Source organism: Peptoniphilus catoniae (assembly GCF_901447155.2).
GTDB lineage: Bacteria > Bacillota > Clostridia > Tissierellales > Peptoniphilaceae > Peptoniphilus_E > Peptoniphilus_E catoniae.
In genome coordinates this window covers 117,068-135,412 of sequence record NZ_LR588413.1, presented here as the reverse complement: position 1 = coordinate 135,412, position 18,345 = coordinate 117,068, and the positions used below count along the sequence as shown (strand labels likewise).

The window sequence follows — 18,345 nt, the reverse complement described above, 5'->3', positions numbered from 1 at the left end:
ATTTCAAGGAGGTGTTCTAATGTTAAAAATTAGAGTACATGCACTGGCAAAAGAGCTTGGGATAAGCAGCAAGGAGCTTATTTTAAAGCTAAAAGAATTAAATATAGAAGTTAAAAATCACATGTCTAATGTTGAAGGTACTGATATTGATAGAGTTAGGGCCTTATATACAAAAGTTGAAGCTAATAAGGATAATACAAAAAAACAAACCTTAAAAACAAATAAATCCCAAAGCAATAACAAAGTTTCAAAAGTTAGAGATAAACAAGCTTCTGAAAATAAAAAAAATATAAAGAATTTCAATAAAAATAAAGATGCCAAAACCAAAAATAACAAACATAATAATTACGAAAGCGAAACTGATATTACTAATATAGAAAATAAACCAAATAAGCAAAAATTTCATAAGAAAAAAACTAATGATAGAGCCCTAGAAGATAAAGAAAATCGAAGCTTTAAGAGAGATTTAACAAAAAAGCCTGCAAAAAAAAGAAGTAAAAATCACAAAAAAGACAATAAAGCAGAGACAAAAACAGGAGATGATACTATAGTAACTATTAATTTACCAATTACAGTAAAGGAATTCGCTAAAAAATTAAATACTCCAGTGGCACAAGTTATAACTAAATTAATAGGGCTTGGAATCATGGCTAATCAAAATCAAGATATTGATGAAGATACTTGCATATTAATAGCCGATGATTTCGGGAAAGAAATAAAGGTTGAAAATCTTGAAGAAATACCTTTAGAAGAACAATATGACTTGGATTTTGAAGATAGAGAAAGAGACTTAAAATATAGACCTCCTGTTGTAACAGTAATGGGACACGTTGATCACGGTAAAACATCATTGTTAGATGCTATTAAAAAATCTCACGTTCAAAGTTCAGAAGCAGGTGGAATCACTCAACATATAGGTGCCTATACAGTGTCAGTTAATAATAAAAAAGTAACATTTTTAGACACTCCGGGACATGAGGCTTTTACATCAATGAGGCTAAGAGGGGCTTTAATTACAGATATAGCTATTTTAGTAGTTGCAGCAGATGACGGCGTAATGCCTCAAACTATAGAAGCAATATCTCACGCTAAGTCTGCCGGAGTTCCTATAATAGTTGCCATAAATAAAATAGATAAAGTAGGCAGCAATATAGAAAGAGTAAAACAAGAACTTCTTGAAAATGGACTAATGCCTGAAGAGTGGGGCGGAGATACAATTATGGTTGGAGTTTCTGCAAAAACTAAAGAAGGTATTGATGAGCTTTTAGATATGATTTTACTTGTTGCAGAAATGCTTGAACTTAAAGCAAACCCCAACAGAACTGCTGTAGGAACTGTTGTAGATGCAAAGCTTGATAGTGGAAAGGGTCCAATGGCTACAGTACTTATACAAAAAGGAACCTTAAAATTTGGAGATTATGTAGTATCAGGAATTTCAAGCGGTCGCATAAGAGCTATGACAGATGATAAAAATAAACCTATAAGGAAGGTAGGTCCGTCAATGCCTGCGGTAATACTTGGACTTTCAGAAGTTCCAAACGCCGGAGATACTATATATGCTGTAAAAGATGAAAAGCTTGCAAGAATTATAGCTGAGAAAAATCAAGAACACCTACGTGAAACAAAGATCAAAGTTGGAAGTAAAGTTTCGCTGGAAAATTTATTTGATAGAATAAAAGAAGGCGAAATGAAAGAATTGAATATAATAGTAAAAGGTGACGTTAAAGGGTCAGTTGAGGCACTTAACCAATCTCTTATGAAATTATCCAATGAAGAAGTTAAAATTAATATAATTCACAGTGGTGTTGGAGGCATAAATGAATCAGATATATCCCTTGCATCAGCATCAAATGCTATTGTAATTGGATTTAATGTAAGGCCTAATATTAATGCCATAGAACTTGCTAAAACTGAAGAAGTAGACATTAGAACCTATAGAGTAATATATGACATTATTAACGATATTAAATCAGCTGTAACAGGCATGCTTGAACCAGATATAGTTGAAGAAATTCAAGGAAGATGCGAAGTAAGGCAAACTTTTAAACTTCCAGGAAACACAATTGTTGCCGGAGTTTATGTGCTTAGTGGAAAAATTCCTAGAAATTCAATGATAAAAGTTCTTAGAGATGATATTGTAATTCACGAAGGTGAGATTGCATCACTAAAAAGGTTTAAGGATGATGCTAAGGAGCTTGCAACCGGATTTGAGGGAGGCCTTGGAATTAATAACTTTAATGATATAAAAGAAGGAGATCTTTTAGAAAGTTATATTTTGAAAGAAGTTAAAAAAGGCTAGGTGAATTTATGAATAAAAAAAGAGTTGGACAAATATCTGAAGAGGTGAGACGAGCAGTTTCAGATATCATTAAATTTAAACTCAAAGACCCGAGAATTCCAGAAATTACAAGTGTATCAAGAGCTGATGTAACAAACGATTTATCATATGCAAAAATATATTATTCAGTCCTAGGCGATGATACAAAAAAAGAAGAAACTCAAAAGGCTTTAGAAAGCGCTAAAGGTTTTATAAAGAAAGAGCTTGCTAAAGAGGTAAAACTGAGAGCTATGCCTGAGTTGATCTTCATATATGATAATAGCCTGGATATATCCTTTGAAATTGAAAAATTAATTAAAGAGGTAAAAAATGAAAATTAACCTCTTAAAGGAGTCCATTGAAAAAGCGCAAACTATATCCTTAATATCCCATTTAAATCCTGATGGAGATAATATAGGATCATTACTGGGATTTTATAATCTTCTTAAATCATTGAAAAAGGATGTCTACCTTATTATTGATGACACTGTTCCTGATTTTTTAAAATTTTTGCCCGGTATTAATGAATCCATTAAATCTACCGATTTAGATAAAGGTGTAGATTTATTTATAACTCTTGATTGTGCGGACCTAGATAGAATAGGCAAAGATGCTATTAACTTATTTAATTCTGCAAAAATTACTATTAATATAGACCATCATATTACCAATACAGAATTTGCAGATGTCAATATAGTTGATAAAAAATCTCCGGCTACCGGTGAACTTTTATTTAATATTTTTACTGAAATTGGATATGATCTTAATAAAGAAATTGCTACACCTTTATATGCCGCGATTTCCAGTGATACAGGCAGCTTTAAATATGACTCTACCAGACCTGAAACCTTTTATGCTGCTGCAAAGCTTATGGAGTATGGAGTCAACATAAATGAAATAGCGGTTAATCTTTATCAAAGAAGATCTTTAGAAAAAACAAATCTTTTAATATCAGCTATGGACACAATAGAATTTTTTGCCGACAATAAAATTGCCATTGTATATATAGATGATTATATGATAGAAAAATCTAAAGCGAAAAAATCTGATGCAGAAGGAATTGTCGAATTTGTAAGGGATATTGAGGGAGTTGAAATTGCTATATTTATGAAAATAAAAAAGGATTCAATAAAATTAAGCCTTAGGACTAAATCCTACATAAATGCCATAAATATAGCATCTAAGTTTGGGGGAGGCGGGCACGTAAGAGCCGCAGGAGCAACTATGAATCTTCCCTTTAAAGACAGGAAAGAAGAAATTATTAAATATGCAAAAGAAGAATTATATAAACGGAATACTGATAATTAATAAAGCTCAAGATTTGACATCCCATGATGTAGTTAATTTTTTAAGAAGGAAACTAAATATTAAAAAAGTTGGCCACGCAGGAACTTTAGATCCTATGGCTACAGGCGTGCTTGTTATGTGCATAGGTAAAGCTACAAAAATTTCAGAGTACCTTATGTCCAATAGTAAAACTTATATTGCAGACTTATCTTTTGGGTATGAAACCGATACTTTAGATAAAACAGGTGAAATAATTAAAAGAAACAATTATATTCCCGACGAAGAAAGTTTAGAGAAGTGTCTTAAAAGTTTTCTTGGAAAAACTAACCAGGTTCCACCAATGTATTCCGCAATTAAATATAATGGAAGAAAACTATATGAACTTGCAAGAATGGGAAAAACAGTAGAGTTAAAGGAAAGAAAAATAGAAATTAAATCCATAGAGATCGAAAAAAAACTTTCTGATAAATCTTATAGATTAATTATAGACTGTTCTTCAGGGACTTATATAAGAAGTCTTGTAAGAGATATTGCCTATAGTTTAAATTCTTTAGCAACTTTAGAAGGCCTTGTGAGGACAAGATCAGGAAGATTTGCTATAGAGGAATCTTTAAATTTAGAGGACTTGGATAAACTTAGTCTTGATGAAATTAAAGAAAAAATAATTTCCACAGATGAAGCTTTGGCTAATTTTAAGTCCTATAGTATCCCAAGTTTTTTTTATGATAAGATAATCAATGGAGTTGCTTTTAAAGCTGAAGCCGATTTTAGAGATAATGAACTTGTAAAATTATATTGTAAAAACAAGTTTATAGGCATTGCTAATTATTATAGTAATGAAGAATTTACAGGCTTCAAAATGAAAAAAATGTTAAAAGGTGAATAGAATATTGGAAATAATAAGTATAGATAAAGACTACCTTTCAAAAGAAGAAACGGTAATTGCCTTAGGAAATTTTGATGGGGTTCACCGGGCACATAGAGTTCTTCTTGACAGGCTCCTAAATATGGCTAAGAAAAATGGTTTGAAAAGTTCAATATTAATCTTTAAAACTCATACAAAAAATACTATTAATAATATGAACCAGAAAGTATTAACATCTAATAGAAAAAAATATGAACTTTTAGAAAATCTTGGTGTGGATCTTATATATGAAATGGAATTCACTAAAGATGTTATGAAGATTAAACCTAATGACTTTATAGAAAACTTTTTAGTAAATAACCTTAAAATTAAAGGAATAGTTGTTGGATATGATTATAGATTCGGTTATAAAGCACAAGGTGATACTGAACTATTAAAAAGCTTTGCTTGTAAGAATGCTTTAGATCTATCTGTAGTAGATAAAGTTGCTATTGATGAACACGTAGTTTCATCTACCAGAATTAGAAATCTCATAAGTGAAGGAAAGATCAAAGAAGCTAATGGCCTTTTGGGATATAGTTATTCCATGGATTGTGAGGTTATTCATGGTAAAAAGCTTGGGTCAAAAATGGGATTTCCTACTGCAAATTTAAAGTTTTTTACTCCATATATAATACCAAAATTTGGAGTATATGACTCTAATATCATTATTAATAAAAGAACTTACAAGGCGGCAACTAATATTGGTAAAAATCCTACTATAGAAAATAGCGGTATAAGAATAGAGGCACATATATTAAATTTCAATAAAGACATTTATGGAGAAAAGGTTGAGTTGGAGCTTATTGATTTCATAAGACCTGAAATTACCTTTGATAATATAGATGATCTATTCAAACAAATAAAATCAGATATAGACTTGATTGCAAGTAGAAAATAGATTAAATTTATTTACAATAGTATTTAATTATGATAGTATAAGCTAAGTACCTCATATATGTATATCGTTCCTCGGCGTATACTTGTATGTAGGTGAATTTTATAAATCTAGGAGGAAATTAATGTTAAACGTTGAAAAGAAAAAAGAAATAATTGATGAATTTAAAGTTAATGAAAAGGACACAGGATCTCCCGAAGTTCAAATTGCAATATTAACTACAAGAATCAATGAGTTAAATGAACACCTTAAAACTCACAAAAAAGACCACCATTCAAGAAGAGGACTTTTGAAAATGGTTGGTAAGAGAAGAAATCTGTTGAGATATTTAAGAAATAAAGATATTGAAAGATATCGTTCATTGATAGAAAAGCTAAACATAAGAGGTTAATCTAAAAGAGCGGTTCGCCGCTCTTTGTTTTTTAAAGGAGGATAGAATGCAAAAAGTTTTTGAGTTAGATCTTGCCGGAAGACCTTTAAAAGTCACCATCGGAAAAGTCGCAGAGCAAGCAAACGGCGAATGCCTACTTCAATATGGGGAAACTGTTGTACTTGTAACAGCTGTAGCTTCAAACACCCCTAGAGAAGGAATAGATTTTTTCCCTTTAAGTGTTGAATTTGAAGAAAAAATGTATTCAGTTGGTAAAATGCCCGGCGGATTTATAAAAAGAGAGGGAAAGCCCAGCGAAAAGGCAATTTTATCATCAAGGCTTATTGATAGGCCCATTAGACCCTTATTTCCAGAGGGCTATAGAAATGATGTGCAAATTATAGTAACAGTCCTTTCTGTAGATCAAGATGCACAACCTGATATATTAGGTATGATTGGTTCATCAATTGCGCTATCAATTTCAGACATACCCTTTGATGGTCCAACTGGATCTGTTCAAGTGGGTTATGTTGATGGAAAATATATAATAAACCCTACCGAAAAAGATCGAGAAGTTTCAAGAATAAACCTTGTAGTATCAGGGACTGAAACAGCTATAATGATGGTTGAAGCAGGATCTGATATAGTTACTGAAGAAGAAATGTTAAATGCAATTCTTGCAGGTCACGAAGAAATTAAAAAGATCTGTCATTTTATTAATGAAATTACAAATGAAATAGGCAAGGAAAAAACTGAATACAAGGTATTTAAAGCAGATGAAGAAATTTCATTAAAAGTTAGAGAATACGGAAAAGATATGTTAATAGAAGCTATTAACGATCCTAATAAAATTTCAAGAATTGAAAACACAGAAAAAGTAAAGGAAAATATAAGAGAATACTTTAAAGAATTTTCTGAAGAATTTGGAAAAGACATAGAAGAAACCTTGGAATCAATTGAAATTGAAGAAGTTAGAAGAGAAATACTTGAAGATAACATAAGGCCTGATGGAAGAGCTTTAGATGAAATTAGACCCTTATCATCAGAAACATCACTTCTTCCAAGAACCCACGGTTCTGGACTATTTACAAGAGGACAGACTCAAGTTCTTTCAGTTGTTACTCTTGCAGGTCTCTCAGATGTGCAAGTAATAGACGGACTTGGAGACGATAAGCCCAAGAGATATATCCACCATTATAATTTTCCGCCTTTTTCAGTAGGTGACACAAAACCTGTAAGAGGACCTGGAAGAAGAGAAATAGGACACGGTGCTTTAGCTGAAAGAGCATTGTTACCTGTTATACCTTCAGAGGCTGACTTCCCTTATGCTATTAGGGTTGTTTCAGAGGTTCTATCATCAAATGGATCTTCATCACAGGCTTCTATTTGCGGATCAACCTTGGCACTAATGGACGCAGGTGTTCCTATTAAAGCACCTGTTGCGGGTATTGCAATGGGCCTTATAGAAAAAGAAGGTACGGTTAAAATATTAACCGATATACAAGGGCTTGAAGATCATTTCGGAGATATGGATTTTAAAGTTGCAGGAACTAGAGAAGGCATAACTGCTATTCAAATGGATATTAAGGTTGAGGGTATAAGTAAAGAGGTTTTAACAGAAGCTCTTGAAAAAGCTAGAAAAGCAAGAATTGAAATACTTGATCATCTAAATACAACAATTTCCGAGCCTCGTCCTAATCTATCAAAATATGCACCTATAATTCATATAATTAATGTTGCACCTGAAAAAATTGGAGAAATTATAGGGGCTGGAGGAAAAACAATTAATAAAATTATTGAACAGACCGGAGTTAAAATTGACATAGATGACGATGGCACTGTATCTGTAATTTCAGAAGATTCCGATAGAGCTCAAAAGGCAATAGATATTATAGAAGCCATAGTCAAAGAAGTTGAAATTGGAGATATATATGATGCAAAAGTTAAGAAAATTATGAAATTTGGCGCCTTTATGGAAATTAAAAAAGGTGTTGAAGGTTTGCTTCATATATCTGAAATAGCTCACGAAAGAACTAACAAAGTAGAAGATGTGTTAAAGCTTGGAGATGTAGTTAAGGTGAAAGTAATAGACATTGATGAAAATTCAAAAATTTCTCTTTCTAGAAAGGCCTTAATAGAAAAAGAGACTAAAGAAGATAAAAATTTGGAAGATAAATAAAACAAAATAATTAATTCAGGATACTACGTATCCTGTTTTTATTTTAGCTCATGTTATATACTTATACTAAAGATTATATAAAAATATAAGAGGAGATTTATGAAAGTTAAAGTTATTAATAATAGTAAAAATGAATTACCAAAGTACGAAACCTCAGGCTCTGCCGGTGTTGATTTAAAAGCAAACTTAAATGAACCTATTACTATAAAACCTATGGAAAGATATCTTGTTCCAACAGGACTTTTCTTGGAAATAGAAAAAGGCTATGAAGCACAAATAAGAGCTAGATCCGGTCTCGCTTTAAAAAGTGGACTTTGTCTTGCTAATGGAATAGGTACCATTGATTCTGATTATAGGGGAGAGATAAAAGTAATACTTATAAATCTAGGTAAAGATAGTGTAACTATAAACAATGGAGACAGAATTGCACAAATGGTTTTTATTAAGTATGAAAGAGTGGATTTTGAAATTTCTGAAAAGCTTGAAGAAACTCAAAGATCCGCTGGCGGATTTGGACATACCGGTAAGTAATTTTACCCTAATATAAGACTCGATATGGTATAATCAACATACGAGGTGTCAATTTGGCAAAGAAAAAAATTTTTAAAAAAAATAAAGTTAATTCACAAAATTTTAATAAAGAAATTATAAGTATAAGCCTAATAATTCTTGGTTTACTTAGTTTAATAAGTCTTTTCAGTTCAAAAATGGGAATAATTGGAAATATTTTTTATAAAATATTTACATTTTTATGCGGAAGTGGAAATTTTATTTTTCCAATTTTATTTATAGTATGGGGACTTTTATACGGTTTTGAAAAATTTAGACAAAATTTTTTCAAAATAGTTATCTCAGGTATTATCATAACTCTTTGTATATTAGTTTTTCTTGACGGAACCAAGACATCAGATTTAACCTTAATAGACAGAATATCTTTATCCATTCAATACCTTGACATTGCAACTTCAGGGGGTATTTTAGGTTCTATTCTTGGATTTTTTCTTTATAAGCTTTTCGGCTCTATTGGAACTTATATTATTTTGTCTCTTATAATAGTATTTAATTTTTATCTACTTGTTAAATACAATAAAGAATTCTTCTCAAGATTTTCTGAAAAGCTTTCTAGTTTTAGAGAAAATTTAATAGAAAAATCAGAAAAAAGAAAATTTGCTAAGGAAGAGAAAAAAGGGGCAGAGAAAAATTTTGATACTATTGAAGAGCCTATAAATCTTTTAGCAGATGAAAAAAAAGATTTTCTTATAAAAGATTTTCAGATAAATCAGCTTATAAATGAAGAGTCTTCAGATTTAGAAGAAGATAATATAATGCAAAACCCTTTTATGGGTGAGCCAGAAAAAGAAAATAAAGATAAGACCAAAATTATTGAAAAAGAATTAAATAAAACAAATTTTGACTTTGATAAAGAGTTAGAAGAAGAAAAATTGGTTTTAAATAAAGGTTTAGAAAAATCAAAAAATATTTACTCCTTTCCTAAAATAGATCTGCTTAATAATTACGATGGAGCAACTGAGATATCCAAAAGTGAAATTATTAAAAATGGACAAATAATTCAAAAAACGATGGAGAATTTTGGAATAGAATGTAAAATAGTAGCGATTAACAGAGGACCTGTAATTACCTGCTATGAACTTGAGCCTGCAGCAGGAGTCAAGCTGTCTAAAATAGTATCTTTAAATGATAATTTATCTTTATCCCTGGCAAGCTCGGACATAAGAATTGAAGCTCCAATTCCGGGAAAATCTGCAGTTGGAATAGAAGTGCCGAATAAAAATAAACAACCCGTAACTATTAGAGAAATTATTGGAAGCAATAAGTTTAAAAATTCAACTTCCCATCTACCTTTAGCCTTAGGAAAGGATGTATCTGGATCTATTGAAATATCATCTATAGATAAAATGCCTCACTTGTTAATTGCAGGAGCTACTGGATCAGGCAAATCAGTTTGTATTAACACAATAATTGTTAGTATTTTATATAAATCTTCACCTGACGAAGTTAAGCTTATGTTAATAGATCCTAAAGTTGTTGAGTTAAGTGTCTATAACGGAATACCTCATCTTTTAATTCCAGTTGTAACCGATCCTAAAAAAGCAGCTTTTGCACTTAATTGGGCAGTAGGAGAAATGGAAAGAAGATATAAAATTTTTGCTGAAAACGCTGTTAGAGACCTTACATCATATAACAACAAAGTGAAAAAGGCTGGCATAGAAGGAGATCCTATTCCTAAAATAGTGATTATAATCGATGAGCTATCAGATCTAATGATGGCATCTCAAGCTGAGGTTGAAGATTATATTACAAGACTTGCTCAAATGGCAAGAGCTGCTGGAATATATTTAATTATTGCCACTCAAAGGCCATCTGTTGATGTAATAACAGGTACAATCAAAGCCAATATTCCATCAAGAATTGCCTTTGCTGTATCTTCATCTATTGATTCAAGAACTATTTTAGATATGAGCGGTGCTGAAAAACTTTTAGGAAAAGGAGATATGCTTTTTTATCCTGGCTTTTACTCTAAACCTGTAAGATTACAAGGAGCTTTTATTAGTGACGATGAAGTTGAAGCCGTTGTAAATTACGTAAAAGAAAATTCAGAATATGATAATCCGTATGAGAATAAAATAAAAAATGAAATAAAAGAAAAAAAAGATAGCATTGATAATGCTAAAGATCCTCTTTTTGCAAAAGCTGTTGAATATATATTAATGGATGAGCAGGCTTCAATTTCATTTTTACAAAGAAAATTAAAAGTAGGCTACTCTCGTGCTGCAAGAATTGTTGATCAAATGGAAGAGTCCGGTATTATAGGTCCTTACGAAGGATCCAAACCTCGAAAAATTTTAATGAGTGAAGAAGATATTAGAAAACTGATAGGAGACGATAATGAATAAAGTATATTTTATGACTCTCGGTTGTTCTAAAAATGACATAGATACTTCTCAAATGAAATCTATTCTTGATGAAAATAAATTTGATATAAGTGATGACATTGAATGTGCAGATGTAATAGTTGTAAATACTTGTGGTTTTATAGATGCTGCTAAAGAAGAATCTATAGACGCAATATTAAGTTCTTCAAGATATAAAGAAACCGGTAAGTGTAAGAAGCTTATTGTAACAGGGTGTCTTGCACAAAGATACTCAAAGGAACTATTGGAAGAAATCCCTGAAATTGACTCAATTATAGGAACAGGCAATTTTGGCGATATAAATAATATTCTTGATACTTCACTAAAAGGCAAAAAAACTATAGAAATAGATAACTTAAATAATAAATATATAGAAGGGCTTAAGAAAAAAGATGTATTTGCTACTGAATATGTCAAAATCTCAGAAGGATGCAATAACAATTGCACCTATTGTATTATTCCAAAATTAAGAGGTAGCAACAGATCAAGAAAAATAGAAGACATTTATGATGAGGTTGAGTATTTAGTCAGCAAAGGTGCAAAAGAGATAATTTTAATTGCGCAAAATACCACAGACTATGGTATAGATATTTACGGTGAATATAAGTTAGCAGATCTTATAGCAAAAATTTCTAAAATAAAAGATCTTGAGTGGATAAGAGTCATGTATTTATATCCAGATAACTTAAATACTAGGCTAATTAATGAATTTAAAACAAATGATAAACTTTTAAAATATGTGGACATTCCTCTTCAACATGTAAGCAACAAAATTTTAAAGATGATGAATAGACACACAGATAGGCAAAGCATTCAAAATTTAATTAATAAGCTAAGAAAAGAAATTACAAATATTGTTATAAGAACAACTTTTATTGTAGGTTTTCCTGGAGAAAGTGAAGAAGATTTTATGGAACTCTATAATTTCATTAAGGATAACAAACTTGATAAGTTAGGTGTTTTTAAATATTCTAAGGAAGAAAACACTCCTGCTTATAATTTAAAAAATCATCTATCTGATGAAATAAAGGAAGATAGATATGAAAGAATAATGAGCCTCCAAAAAGATATCTCAGAAGATAATATTAAAAACTATATAGGAAAAACACTTGATGTTTTAGTTGAAGAAAAGGTTGATGACTTTAATTATATTGGAAGGGCATATTGCGATGCTCCTGAAGTAGATGGAGTTATTTATTTAAATACTAATAAGAATATATGCATAAGTGACTTCGTAAAAGTGCAAGTAATCGATAGTTTTGAGTATGATTTAATTGGTGAGTTGTTATGAATTTAGCTAATAAATTAACTTTTTTAAGAATTTTATTGGTACCTGTTTTTGTTGTATTAATGTATATGGATTTCCAAGGTGCAAGGATAGCTGCAACTATAATTTTTATATTTGCCTCTTTTACAGATTTTTTAGATGGATATATAGCCAGAAAAAATCAATTGGTGACTAATTTCGGCAAGTTTGCAGACCCCCTTGCTGATAAAATTCTTGTTTGTGCCGCTTTAATTATTCTTACAGAAATAGGAGATGTTCCCGCCTGGGGAGTTATTATTATAATAGCAAGGGAGTTTGCCGTAACTGGATTAAGAATTATAGCTGCATCTGAAAACATAACAATTGCAGCAAGCAAACTTGGAAAAGTAAAAACAGTATCCCAGCTTATATCCACAATAATACTTTTGTCTAACATAACTATTTTATATAAATTTGGAATATATCTTTTCTATTTAGCAATATTATTTACAATAATTTCAGGTTTAGATTATTTTATAAAAAATAAAAGGGTTTTGGATCTTGAGAATATTTAGGAGAAATTATGAATGCAGGAATAATAACAGTTGGAACTGAAATAATTATAGGAAGTATATTAAATACAAACATAAAATATCTTTCTGAAAAGCTTTCAGAAATTGGAGTGCATGTAGACTATCATGTATCAGTTAGAGATAATGCACAAGCTTTGACAAATCAAATTGAAAACTTACTTTCAAAAGTTGATATATTATTTTTGTGCGGAGGTCTTGGGCCAACAGATGATGATATTACTAAGCAAGTTTTGGCTAATTATTTAGACAGAAAGCTTATACTTGATGATGAGCAATATAACAAATTAATAAATAGATTCAAAAAGAATAAATCTACTATGACTAAAAATAATGTAAGACAAGCTTATGTTATAGAGTCATCAACTATTCTTGATAATGATAATGGTACCGCTCCTGGCGAGCTTGTTGAATACAAAGATAAAAAAATATTTTTACTTCCCGGACCTCCAAGGGAATTTGAACCTATGGTTGACAAATATACTATGAAATATTTAATAAATGACAGATCCATAATTATTAAATCGGTAAATATTGCAGGTCTTGGAGAGAGTAAAGTTGAGGATAGACTTAGAAAATTAAATTTGGAAGATAGTGAAGTTTCTCTAAATACTTTCGCCAGATACTACGATACTGAAGTCAAAATAATTGCAGAAGGAGAAGATAGAACTAAACTAATAAGTAAGGTTGATGAGGTTGTTAAAAGACTTCACGAAAGCTTTGGCAAAAATCTTTATTCTGAAGATAATATAAGCTTAGCAAAAATGCTTTTAAATAAGCTTATAAGAAATAATCTTACCATATCCTTTGCAGAATCAGTTACAGGTGGATTATTAACCTCAAGATTAACGTCAGAGGCCGGTGCATCTAAGTCTATTAAAAATTCGATTATAACATACTCAAATGAAGCAAAATCAAAACTTCTTGGAGTAAAACCCGAAACTCTTAACAAATACGGTGCTGTATCAAAAGAAACTGCTTATGAAATGGCGTATGGTCTTAGTAAACTTAACATGAGTGACATAAGTGTTTCAGTTACAGGGGAGGCAGGTCCTATTAAGTCAGAAAAAGACATAGGTACTGTTTTTGTCTGTTATTATTTTAATGAAAATAATTATGAAACAAAAGAATATTTTTTAAATGGAGATAGAAATACTATTCAATCACGCACTGTAGATACAATTTTATTACACTTGATATTTAAAATAGGAGGGCAATATGGAACAAGAAAATAAGAAAAGAGCTTTAGATTCTGCTATAGCAAAAATTGAAAAACAATTCGGAAAAGGTTCTATTATGAAACTAGGAGAAGATAGCAAACTTGATATAGATATTATCCCTACTGGTGCTTTATCTTTGGATTTAGCACTTGGTGTAGGAGGTATACCTAGGGGAAGAATTATAGAAATATATGGACCTGAATCTTCAGGCAAAACAACCCTTGCTCTCCATATACTTGCTGAAGCTCAAAAAAGAGACGGTATAGCGGCTTTTATAGACGCCGAACATGCTCTTGATCCGGGATACGCCAAAAACCTTGGAGTTGATATAGAGAATTTAATAATTTCTCAACCTGATACGGGAGAACAAGCTCTTGAAATAACAGAATCTTTAGTTAGATCAAATGCAGTTGACGTTATTATAGTAGATTCTGTTGCGGCTCTTGTGCCTAAAGCTGAAATCGAAGGTGAAATGGGAGATAGCCATATAGGTCTTCAAGCAAGACTCATGTCTCAAGCTCTTAGAAAGCTTACTGGAGCCATTAATAGATCAAAAACTGCAGTTATATTTATCAATCAGTTAAGAGAAAAAGTTGGAGTAATGTTTGGAAATCCTGAAACGACAACAGGTGGTAGGGCATTAAAGTTTTATTCTACCATAAGACTTGATATTAGAAGAACAGAAAACGTGAAACAAGGCGATCAAATAGTCGGTAATAGGGTTAGGGTTAAGGTTGTAAAAAACAAAGTTGCTCCCCCTTTTAAACAAGCTGAATTTGATATTATGTATGGAACTGGAATATCTAGAATAGGAAATATTTTAGATGTTGGAACAGAAGCAGGTATAGTTAATAAATCAGGAGCTTGGTACAGTTATAATGAACATAAACTTGGTCAAGGAAGAGAAAATTCAAAGGATTTTCTTCTTGCAAATCCTGAAGTCTTACAAGAAATTGAAGCTGAAATAAAAGAGAAATATCATATAGGTAAACATGATAAAAAAATAGACGATAAGGATGCTCAAGATTCAGACCTTAATGAATAAGGCAGTGATATAGTTGAAATTTTTGTATTTTACAGATACTCATATCAGAGCTACAAGCCCAAAAAATAGGCTAGATGATTTCTTACAAACTTTAAAAAACAAAATAAATGAAGTAGCAGATATAAGTATAAGAGAAAATGTTGACTTCGTACTACATGGAGGAGATCTTTTTGATAGACCTGACACACCTATTGCTTTAGTGGCTGATTTTTCAAAAATATTTAGGAAATTTAAAGCACCTATTTATATAATAAGTGGTAATCACGATATATTCGGTCATAATTCCAAAACTTTAAATAGAAGTATGTTAGGATTGTTAAATAGCTTTAATGTAGTTAACTTGGTTAATGATAAAAAAATTATACTCGAAAAAGATGGTATAAAAGTACAGCTTACAGGTTATCCTTATTCAGTGGGTATGGATAATCCAGAAAATAGAGAAAATTATATTGTTAAAGAAAAAAATCCTAATGTTGATTATATGATTCATATGACTCATGGATTTTTGATAGATAAGCCTTTTATAAGGGGTGTATCCCACACTCTTATATCTGAAATTTTAGACACAAAAGCTGACATTACCTTGGCAGGTCACTATCATTATGGTTTTAAAACTCAAAAAGTAGACGATAAATATTTTATTAATCCAGGAGCTTTGATTCGTATATCCAACTCCTTAACTGAAATAAAAAGAAAACCCAAGGTAAATATAATTGAATTAACTGATAAAATTGAAATAAAAGATATTTATTTAAAATCCGCTCTTGATGGAGAATTAGTCCTTGATAGAAGTGAAATTGAAAGACATAAGTTTAAGAGTTTTAAACTTGATGAGTTTAAAGAAATCATAGAATCAACGACGGAACTTGGTAATATTGATGTTTATGATATTTTGAACAATATTGCATTAAATGAATCCATAGATGAAAAAATTAGAAAAGAAGCTATAAAAAGAATTGAAAAACAACAAATACAGGAGGCTGAATTTTATTGATCTATATTACAAAATTGGAACTTGAAAATTTTCAGTCTCACAAAAAAAGTACTCTTGAATTTAACAGAGGATTAAATGTAATAATAGGTAGTTCTGATAGTGGTAAGACAGCTATAATTAGAGCTATTAAATGGGCTCTTTATAATGAACCTCAAGGCGACTATTTTATTAGACAGGGAGAGAAAAAAGTTTCGGTAACTATTTATTTCAATACAGGGGCCATAGTAAGGAGATTTAGATCCTCTTCAAAAAACAGCTATTATTTAAAGAAATCAAATGGTGAAGAATTTAATTTTGACGGATTTGGCAGAAGTGTTCCCAAAGAAATTATTCAAGAAATAAATATGTATAAAATAAGCCTTGACAGTAGTAATGATAATATTATCAACATAGCTGAGCAACTTGAAGGCCCATTTTTAATTAATGAAAAAACTTCTATTAGAGCCAGTGCTATTGGTAGATTAATAGGTGTTAATCTTATAGATAATGCAATGAGAGATGCTATAAGAGATAGTAAAACTTCATCTACAAGTTTAAAATATTTAAAGTCCAAGTCAGATGAATTGTCTGAGGAACTAAAAGCTTTTTACTATTTAAAAGATAAGGAGCTACTTTTAGGCAAACTTAAAGCTCTAAAAAAAGATCTTGATACTAAGATAATTTTTTATGATAAACTTAACGATTTAAACAAATTTTATTTGAATTTTAATTCTGAACTTAAAGTTATAAAAAAAGAACTAAACAAATATAAAAATTTAGAAAAAATTTCTATTTTGCTTAGTGATATAAATTTTAAATACTATAAGTATAAAGAATTAAAAAATCTAAGCAAGAATTATATAGATATTAGTTTAGAAATATCTTATAACACTAAAATTTTAGAAAAAGTAAAAAATTTATCAAAATTGGAAAATTTAAAAGAAAATATTATTTTTAAATTTGATAAATATAAAAATTTTAATGATTTATATAAAAATCTTGAGATTTTAAATGTTAATTTAGAAAATACGAGGTTTAGTCTTAATAAATACAAGGATTTAACCTCTATAGATAATTTACAAATTTCTCTTAAAGAAAAAATAAAAAAATATAATAATATTTTGGATATATACAGTAGATATACCAATATAATTGATAGAATTGAACTTGGAGAAAAATTTATAAAAAAATATAAACAAATTGATAAAGTCCTTTTTATTAGTAAAAATCTTAATGACAAAATATCTTTATTAAATCTATTGTCTAATTCTTTAAAATCTTTAAATGCCTTAACAGAGGATATTAAAAACCTTAACAACTATATAAATAAAACTAAGATATCTATAGATGAATATTATAACGAATATGAATATAATTTATTAAAATTAGGTCATTGTCCTCTGTGCATGAGCGAAATAACAGATGACACAATAAGCCATATAAAAGAACTTTTATAATTAAGGAGTTATTATGAATTACGAAGAAAATCTTAATAAGTTAAGAGATGAACTTGAAAAATCTAAAAGTATTAAATATAAAGCGGAAGCCAAGCTTGAACAACTTTATTCGCAAAAAGAGGAACTTATAAAAGAGATAAAAGCGCTGAATATTGAACCTGAAAATTTAGAAGGTGAAATAGCTAAACTTAAAAGCGAAATAGATGAACTTTTTAAACAAGCAAATGAATTAATGCCTAAGGAATGATTAAATGGATCTGGATTTTCTTAATAATAAAATAGTTTCTCTCGAAAAGGAAATAAATGTTGCTAGGGGAGAAAGAAGTATTTTACAAGCACAATTAGATAAGACTCAGTCTGAAATCCAATCTTTGGAAGAATATGAAAATATTCTATCTAAGGTTATAATTCTTTTTCAAAAGACTTCTGATTATGGCAGAAGGCAAGCTAAGACACAAATTGAAAACTTGGTTACAAAATGTTTGCAATACATACTTGAAAGTGATATTGAGTTTACTATTGAAATTAGCGAAAGCAGAGATATACCTCAGGCAGAATTTTACGTTATATCTAACTATGATGGCTATAGTATAAAAACAAAACCAGAACTTGCGCGAGGTGGAGGAATAGTAGACATTATATCTATAGCTTTAAGGATTGCTTTTATGCAAATCCATAGACCTGAAATACAGGGTCCTTTGATTTTAGATGAACCTGGAAAGCACGTAAGTGACGACTATATATTTAATCTTGGGGAGCTTTTAAAAAAATCCTCAAATATGTTTAAAAGACAAATAATAATGGTAACCCACGATAAACATTTAAGTGAAATTTGCGACTTGTCATATTTTGTGACAAATAAAGCCGGCATTTCTATTGTGGAAAAGTCTAATGAGTATTAATACAACTTTTTAAATAAACTCTAA

At 30.2% G+C, this 18,345-nt stretch carries 17 protein-coding genes; all 17 read left to right on the top strand.

What is annotated here, in order from left to right; all coding sequences use genetic code 11:
- Positions 1-19 precede the first annotated feature (19 nt).
- The 17 genes from infB (at position 20) to PEPCATONIAE_RS00775 (ending at position 18,321) form a co-directional block, all read left to right on the top strand.
- Complete coding sequence (gene infB / locus PEPCATONIAE_RS00855; RefSeq protein WP_138158938.1) at positions 20-2,299, top strand: translation initiation factor IF-2; 2,280 nt, start codon at positions 20-22, stop codon at positions 2,297-2,299.
- Between the two features lie 8 nt (positions 2,300-2,307).
- Positions 2,308-2,658: a 30S ribosome-binding factor RbfA gene (gene rbfA / locus PEPCATONIAE_RS00850; RefSeq protein ID WP_138158936.1), complete on the top strand. Its 351-nt coding sequence runs from the start codon at positions 2,308-2,310 to the stop codon at positions 2,656-2,658.
- Positions 2,648-3,625 (top strand): DHH family phosphoesterase, encoded by a 978-nt coding sequence (locus PEPCATONIAE_RS00845; protein WP_138158934.1) that lies wholly within the window; start codon positions 2,648-2,650, stop codon positions 3,623-3,625. The genes rbfA and PEPCATONIAE_RS00845 overlap by 11 nt, the downstream gene beginning before the upstream one ends.
- Entirely contained in the window at positions 3,585-4,490 is a 906-nt protein-coding gene (gene truB / locus PEPCATONIAE_RS00840; protein ID WP_138158932.1) for a tRNA pseudouridine(55) synthase TruB, read from the top strand. Before PEPCATONIAE_RS00845 ends, truB begins: the two co-directional genes overlap by 41 nt.
- Before the next feature lie 4 nt (positions 4,491-4,494).
- The gene (locus PEPCATONIAE_RS00835; RefSeq protein WP_138158930.1) at positions 4,495-5,409 is read left to right on the top strand and encodes a bifunctional riboflavin kinase/FAD synthetase; all 915 of its coding nucleotides are present in this window, start codon (positions 4,495-4,497) and stop codon (positions 5,407-5,409) included.
- 121 nt (positions 5,410-5,530) lie between these two features.
- A complete protein-coding gene (rpsO, locus tag PEPCATONIAE_RS00830) occupies positions 5,531-5,797 on the top strand; it encodes a 30S ribosomal protein S15 (RefSeq protein WP_138158928.1) in 267 nt (88 codons plus the stop codon).
- A 46-nt stretch (positions 5,798-5,843) separates the two neighbouring features.
- Positions 5,844-7,955 (top strand): polyribonucleotide nucleotidyltransferase, encoded by a 2,112-nt coding sequence (locus PEPCATONIAE_RS00825; protein WP_138158927.1) that lies wholly within the window; start codon positions 5,844-5,846, stop codon positions 7,953-7,955.
- A 99-nt stretch (positions 7,956-8,054) separates the two neighbouring features.
- Positions 8,055-8,486, top strand: a complete 432-nt coding sequence (gene dut / locus PEPCATONIAE_RS00820) for a dUTP diphosphatase (protein ID WP_138158925.1) — start codon at positions 8,055-8,057, stop codon at positions 8,484-8,486.
- A 53-nt stretch (positions 8,487-8,539) separates the two neighbouring features.
- A complete protein-coding gene (locus PEPCATONIAE_RS00815) occupies positions 8,540-10,870 on the top strand; it encodes an FtsK/SpoIIIE family DNA translocase (RefSeq protein WP_138158923.1) in 2,331 nt (776 codons plus the stop codon).
- Positions 10,863-12,179, top strand: coding sequence for a 30S ribosomal protein S12 methylthiotransferase RimO (gene rimO, locus PEPCATONIAE_RS00810; protein WP_138158921.1), 1,317 nt, complete (start codon positions 10,863-10,865; stop codon positions 12,177-12,179). The genes PEPCATONIAE_RS00815 and rimO overlap by 8 nt, the downstream gene beginning before the upstream one ends.
- Positions 12,176-12,709, top strand: coding sequence for a CDP-diacylglycerol--glycerol-3-phosphate 3-phosphatidyltransferase (gene pgsA / locus PEPCATONIAE_RS00805; RefSeq protein WP_138158919.1), 534 nt, complete (start codon positions 12,176-12,178; stop codon positions 12,707-12,709). Before rimO ends, pgsA begins: the two co-directional genes overlap by 4 nt.
- An 8-nt stretch (positions 12,710-12,717) precedes the next feature.
- Positions 12,718-13,959, top strand: coding sequence for a competence/damage-inducible protein A (locus tag PEPCATONIAE_RS00800; RefSeq protein ID WP_138158917.1), 1,242 nt, complete (start codon positions 12,718-12,720; stop codon positions 13,957-13,959).
- A complete protein-coding gene (gene recA, locus PEPCATONIAE_RS00795; protein ID WP_138158915.1) occupies positions 13,943-14,989 on the top strand; it encodes a recombinase RecA in 1,047 nt (348 codons plus the stop codon). Before PEPCATONIAE_RS00800 ends, recA begins: the two co-directional genes overlap by 17 nt.
- A 13-nt stretch (positions 14,990-15,002) precedes the next feature.
- Positions 15,003-15,983, top strand: coding sequence for a metallophosphoesterase family protein (locus PEPCATONIAE_RS00790; RefSeq protein WP_138158913.1), 981 nt, complete (start codon positions 15,003-15,005; stop codon positions 15,981-15,983).
- Positions 15,980-17,419: an AAA family ATPase gene (locus PEPCATONIAE_RS00785; protein ID WP_180339330.1), complete on the top strand. Its 1,440-nt coding sequence runs from the start codon at positions 15,980-15,982 to the stop codon at positions 17,417-17,419. Before PEPCATONIAE_RS00790 ends, PEPCATONIAE_RS00785 begins: the two co-directional genes overlap by 4 nt.
- A 13-nt stretch (positions 17,420-17,432) precedes the next feature.
- Entirely contained in the window at positions 17,433-17,666 is a 234-nt protein-coding gene (locus PEPCATONIAE_RS00780; protein WP_138158909.1) for a hypothetical protein, read from the top strand.
- 4 nt (positions 17,667-17,670) lie between these two features.
- A complete protein-coding gene (locus PEPCATONIAE_RS00775; protein ID WP_138158907.1) occupies positions 17,671-18,321 on the top strand; it encodes an AAA family ATPase in 651 nt (216 codons plus the stop codon).
- Positions 18,322-18,345: the final 24 nt, after the last annotated feature.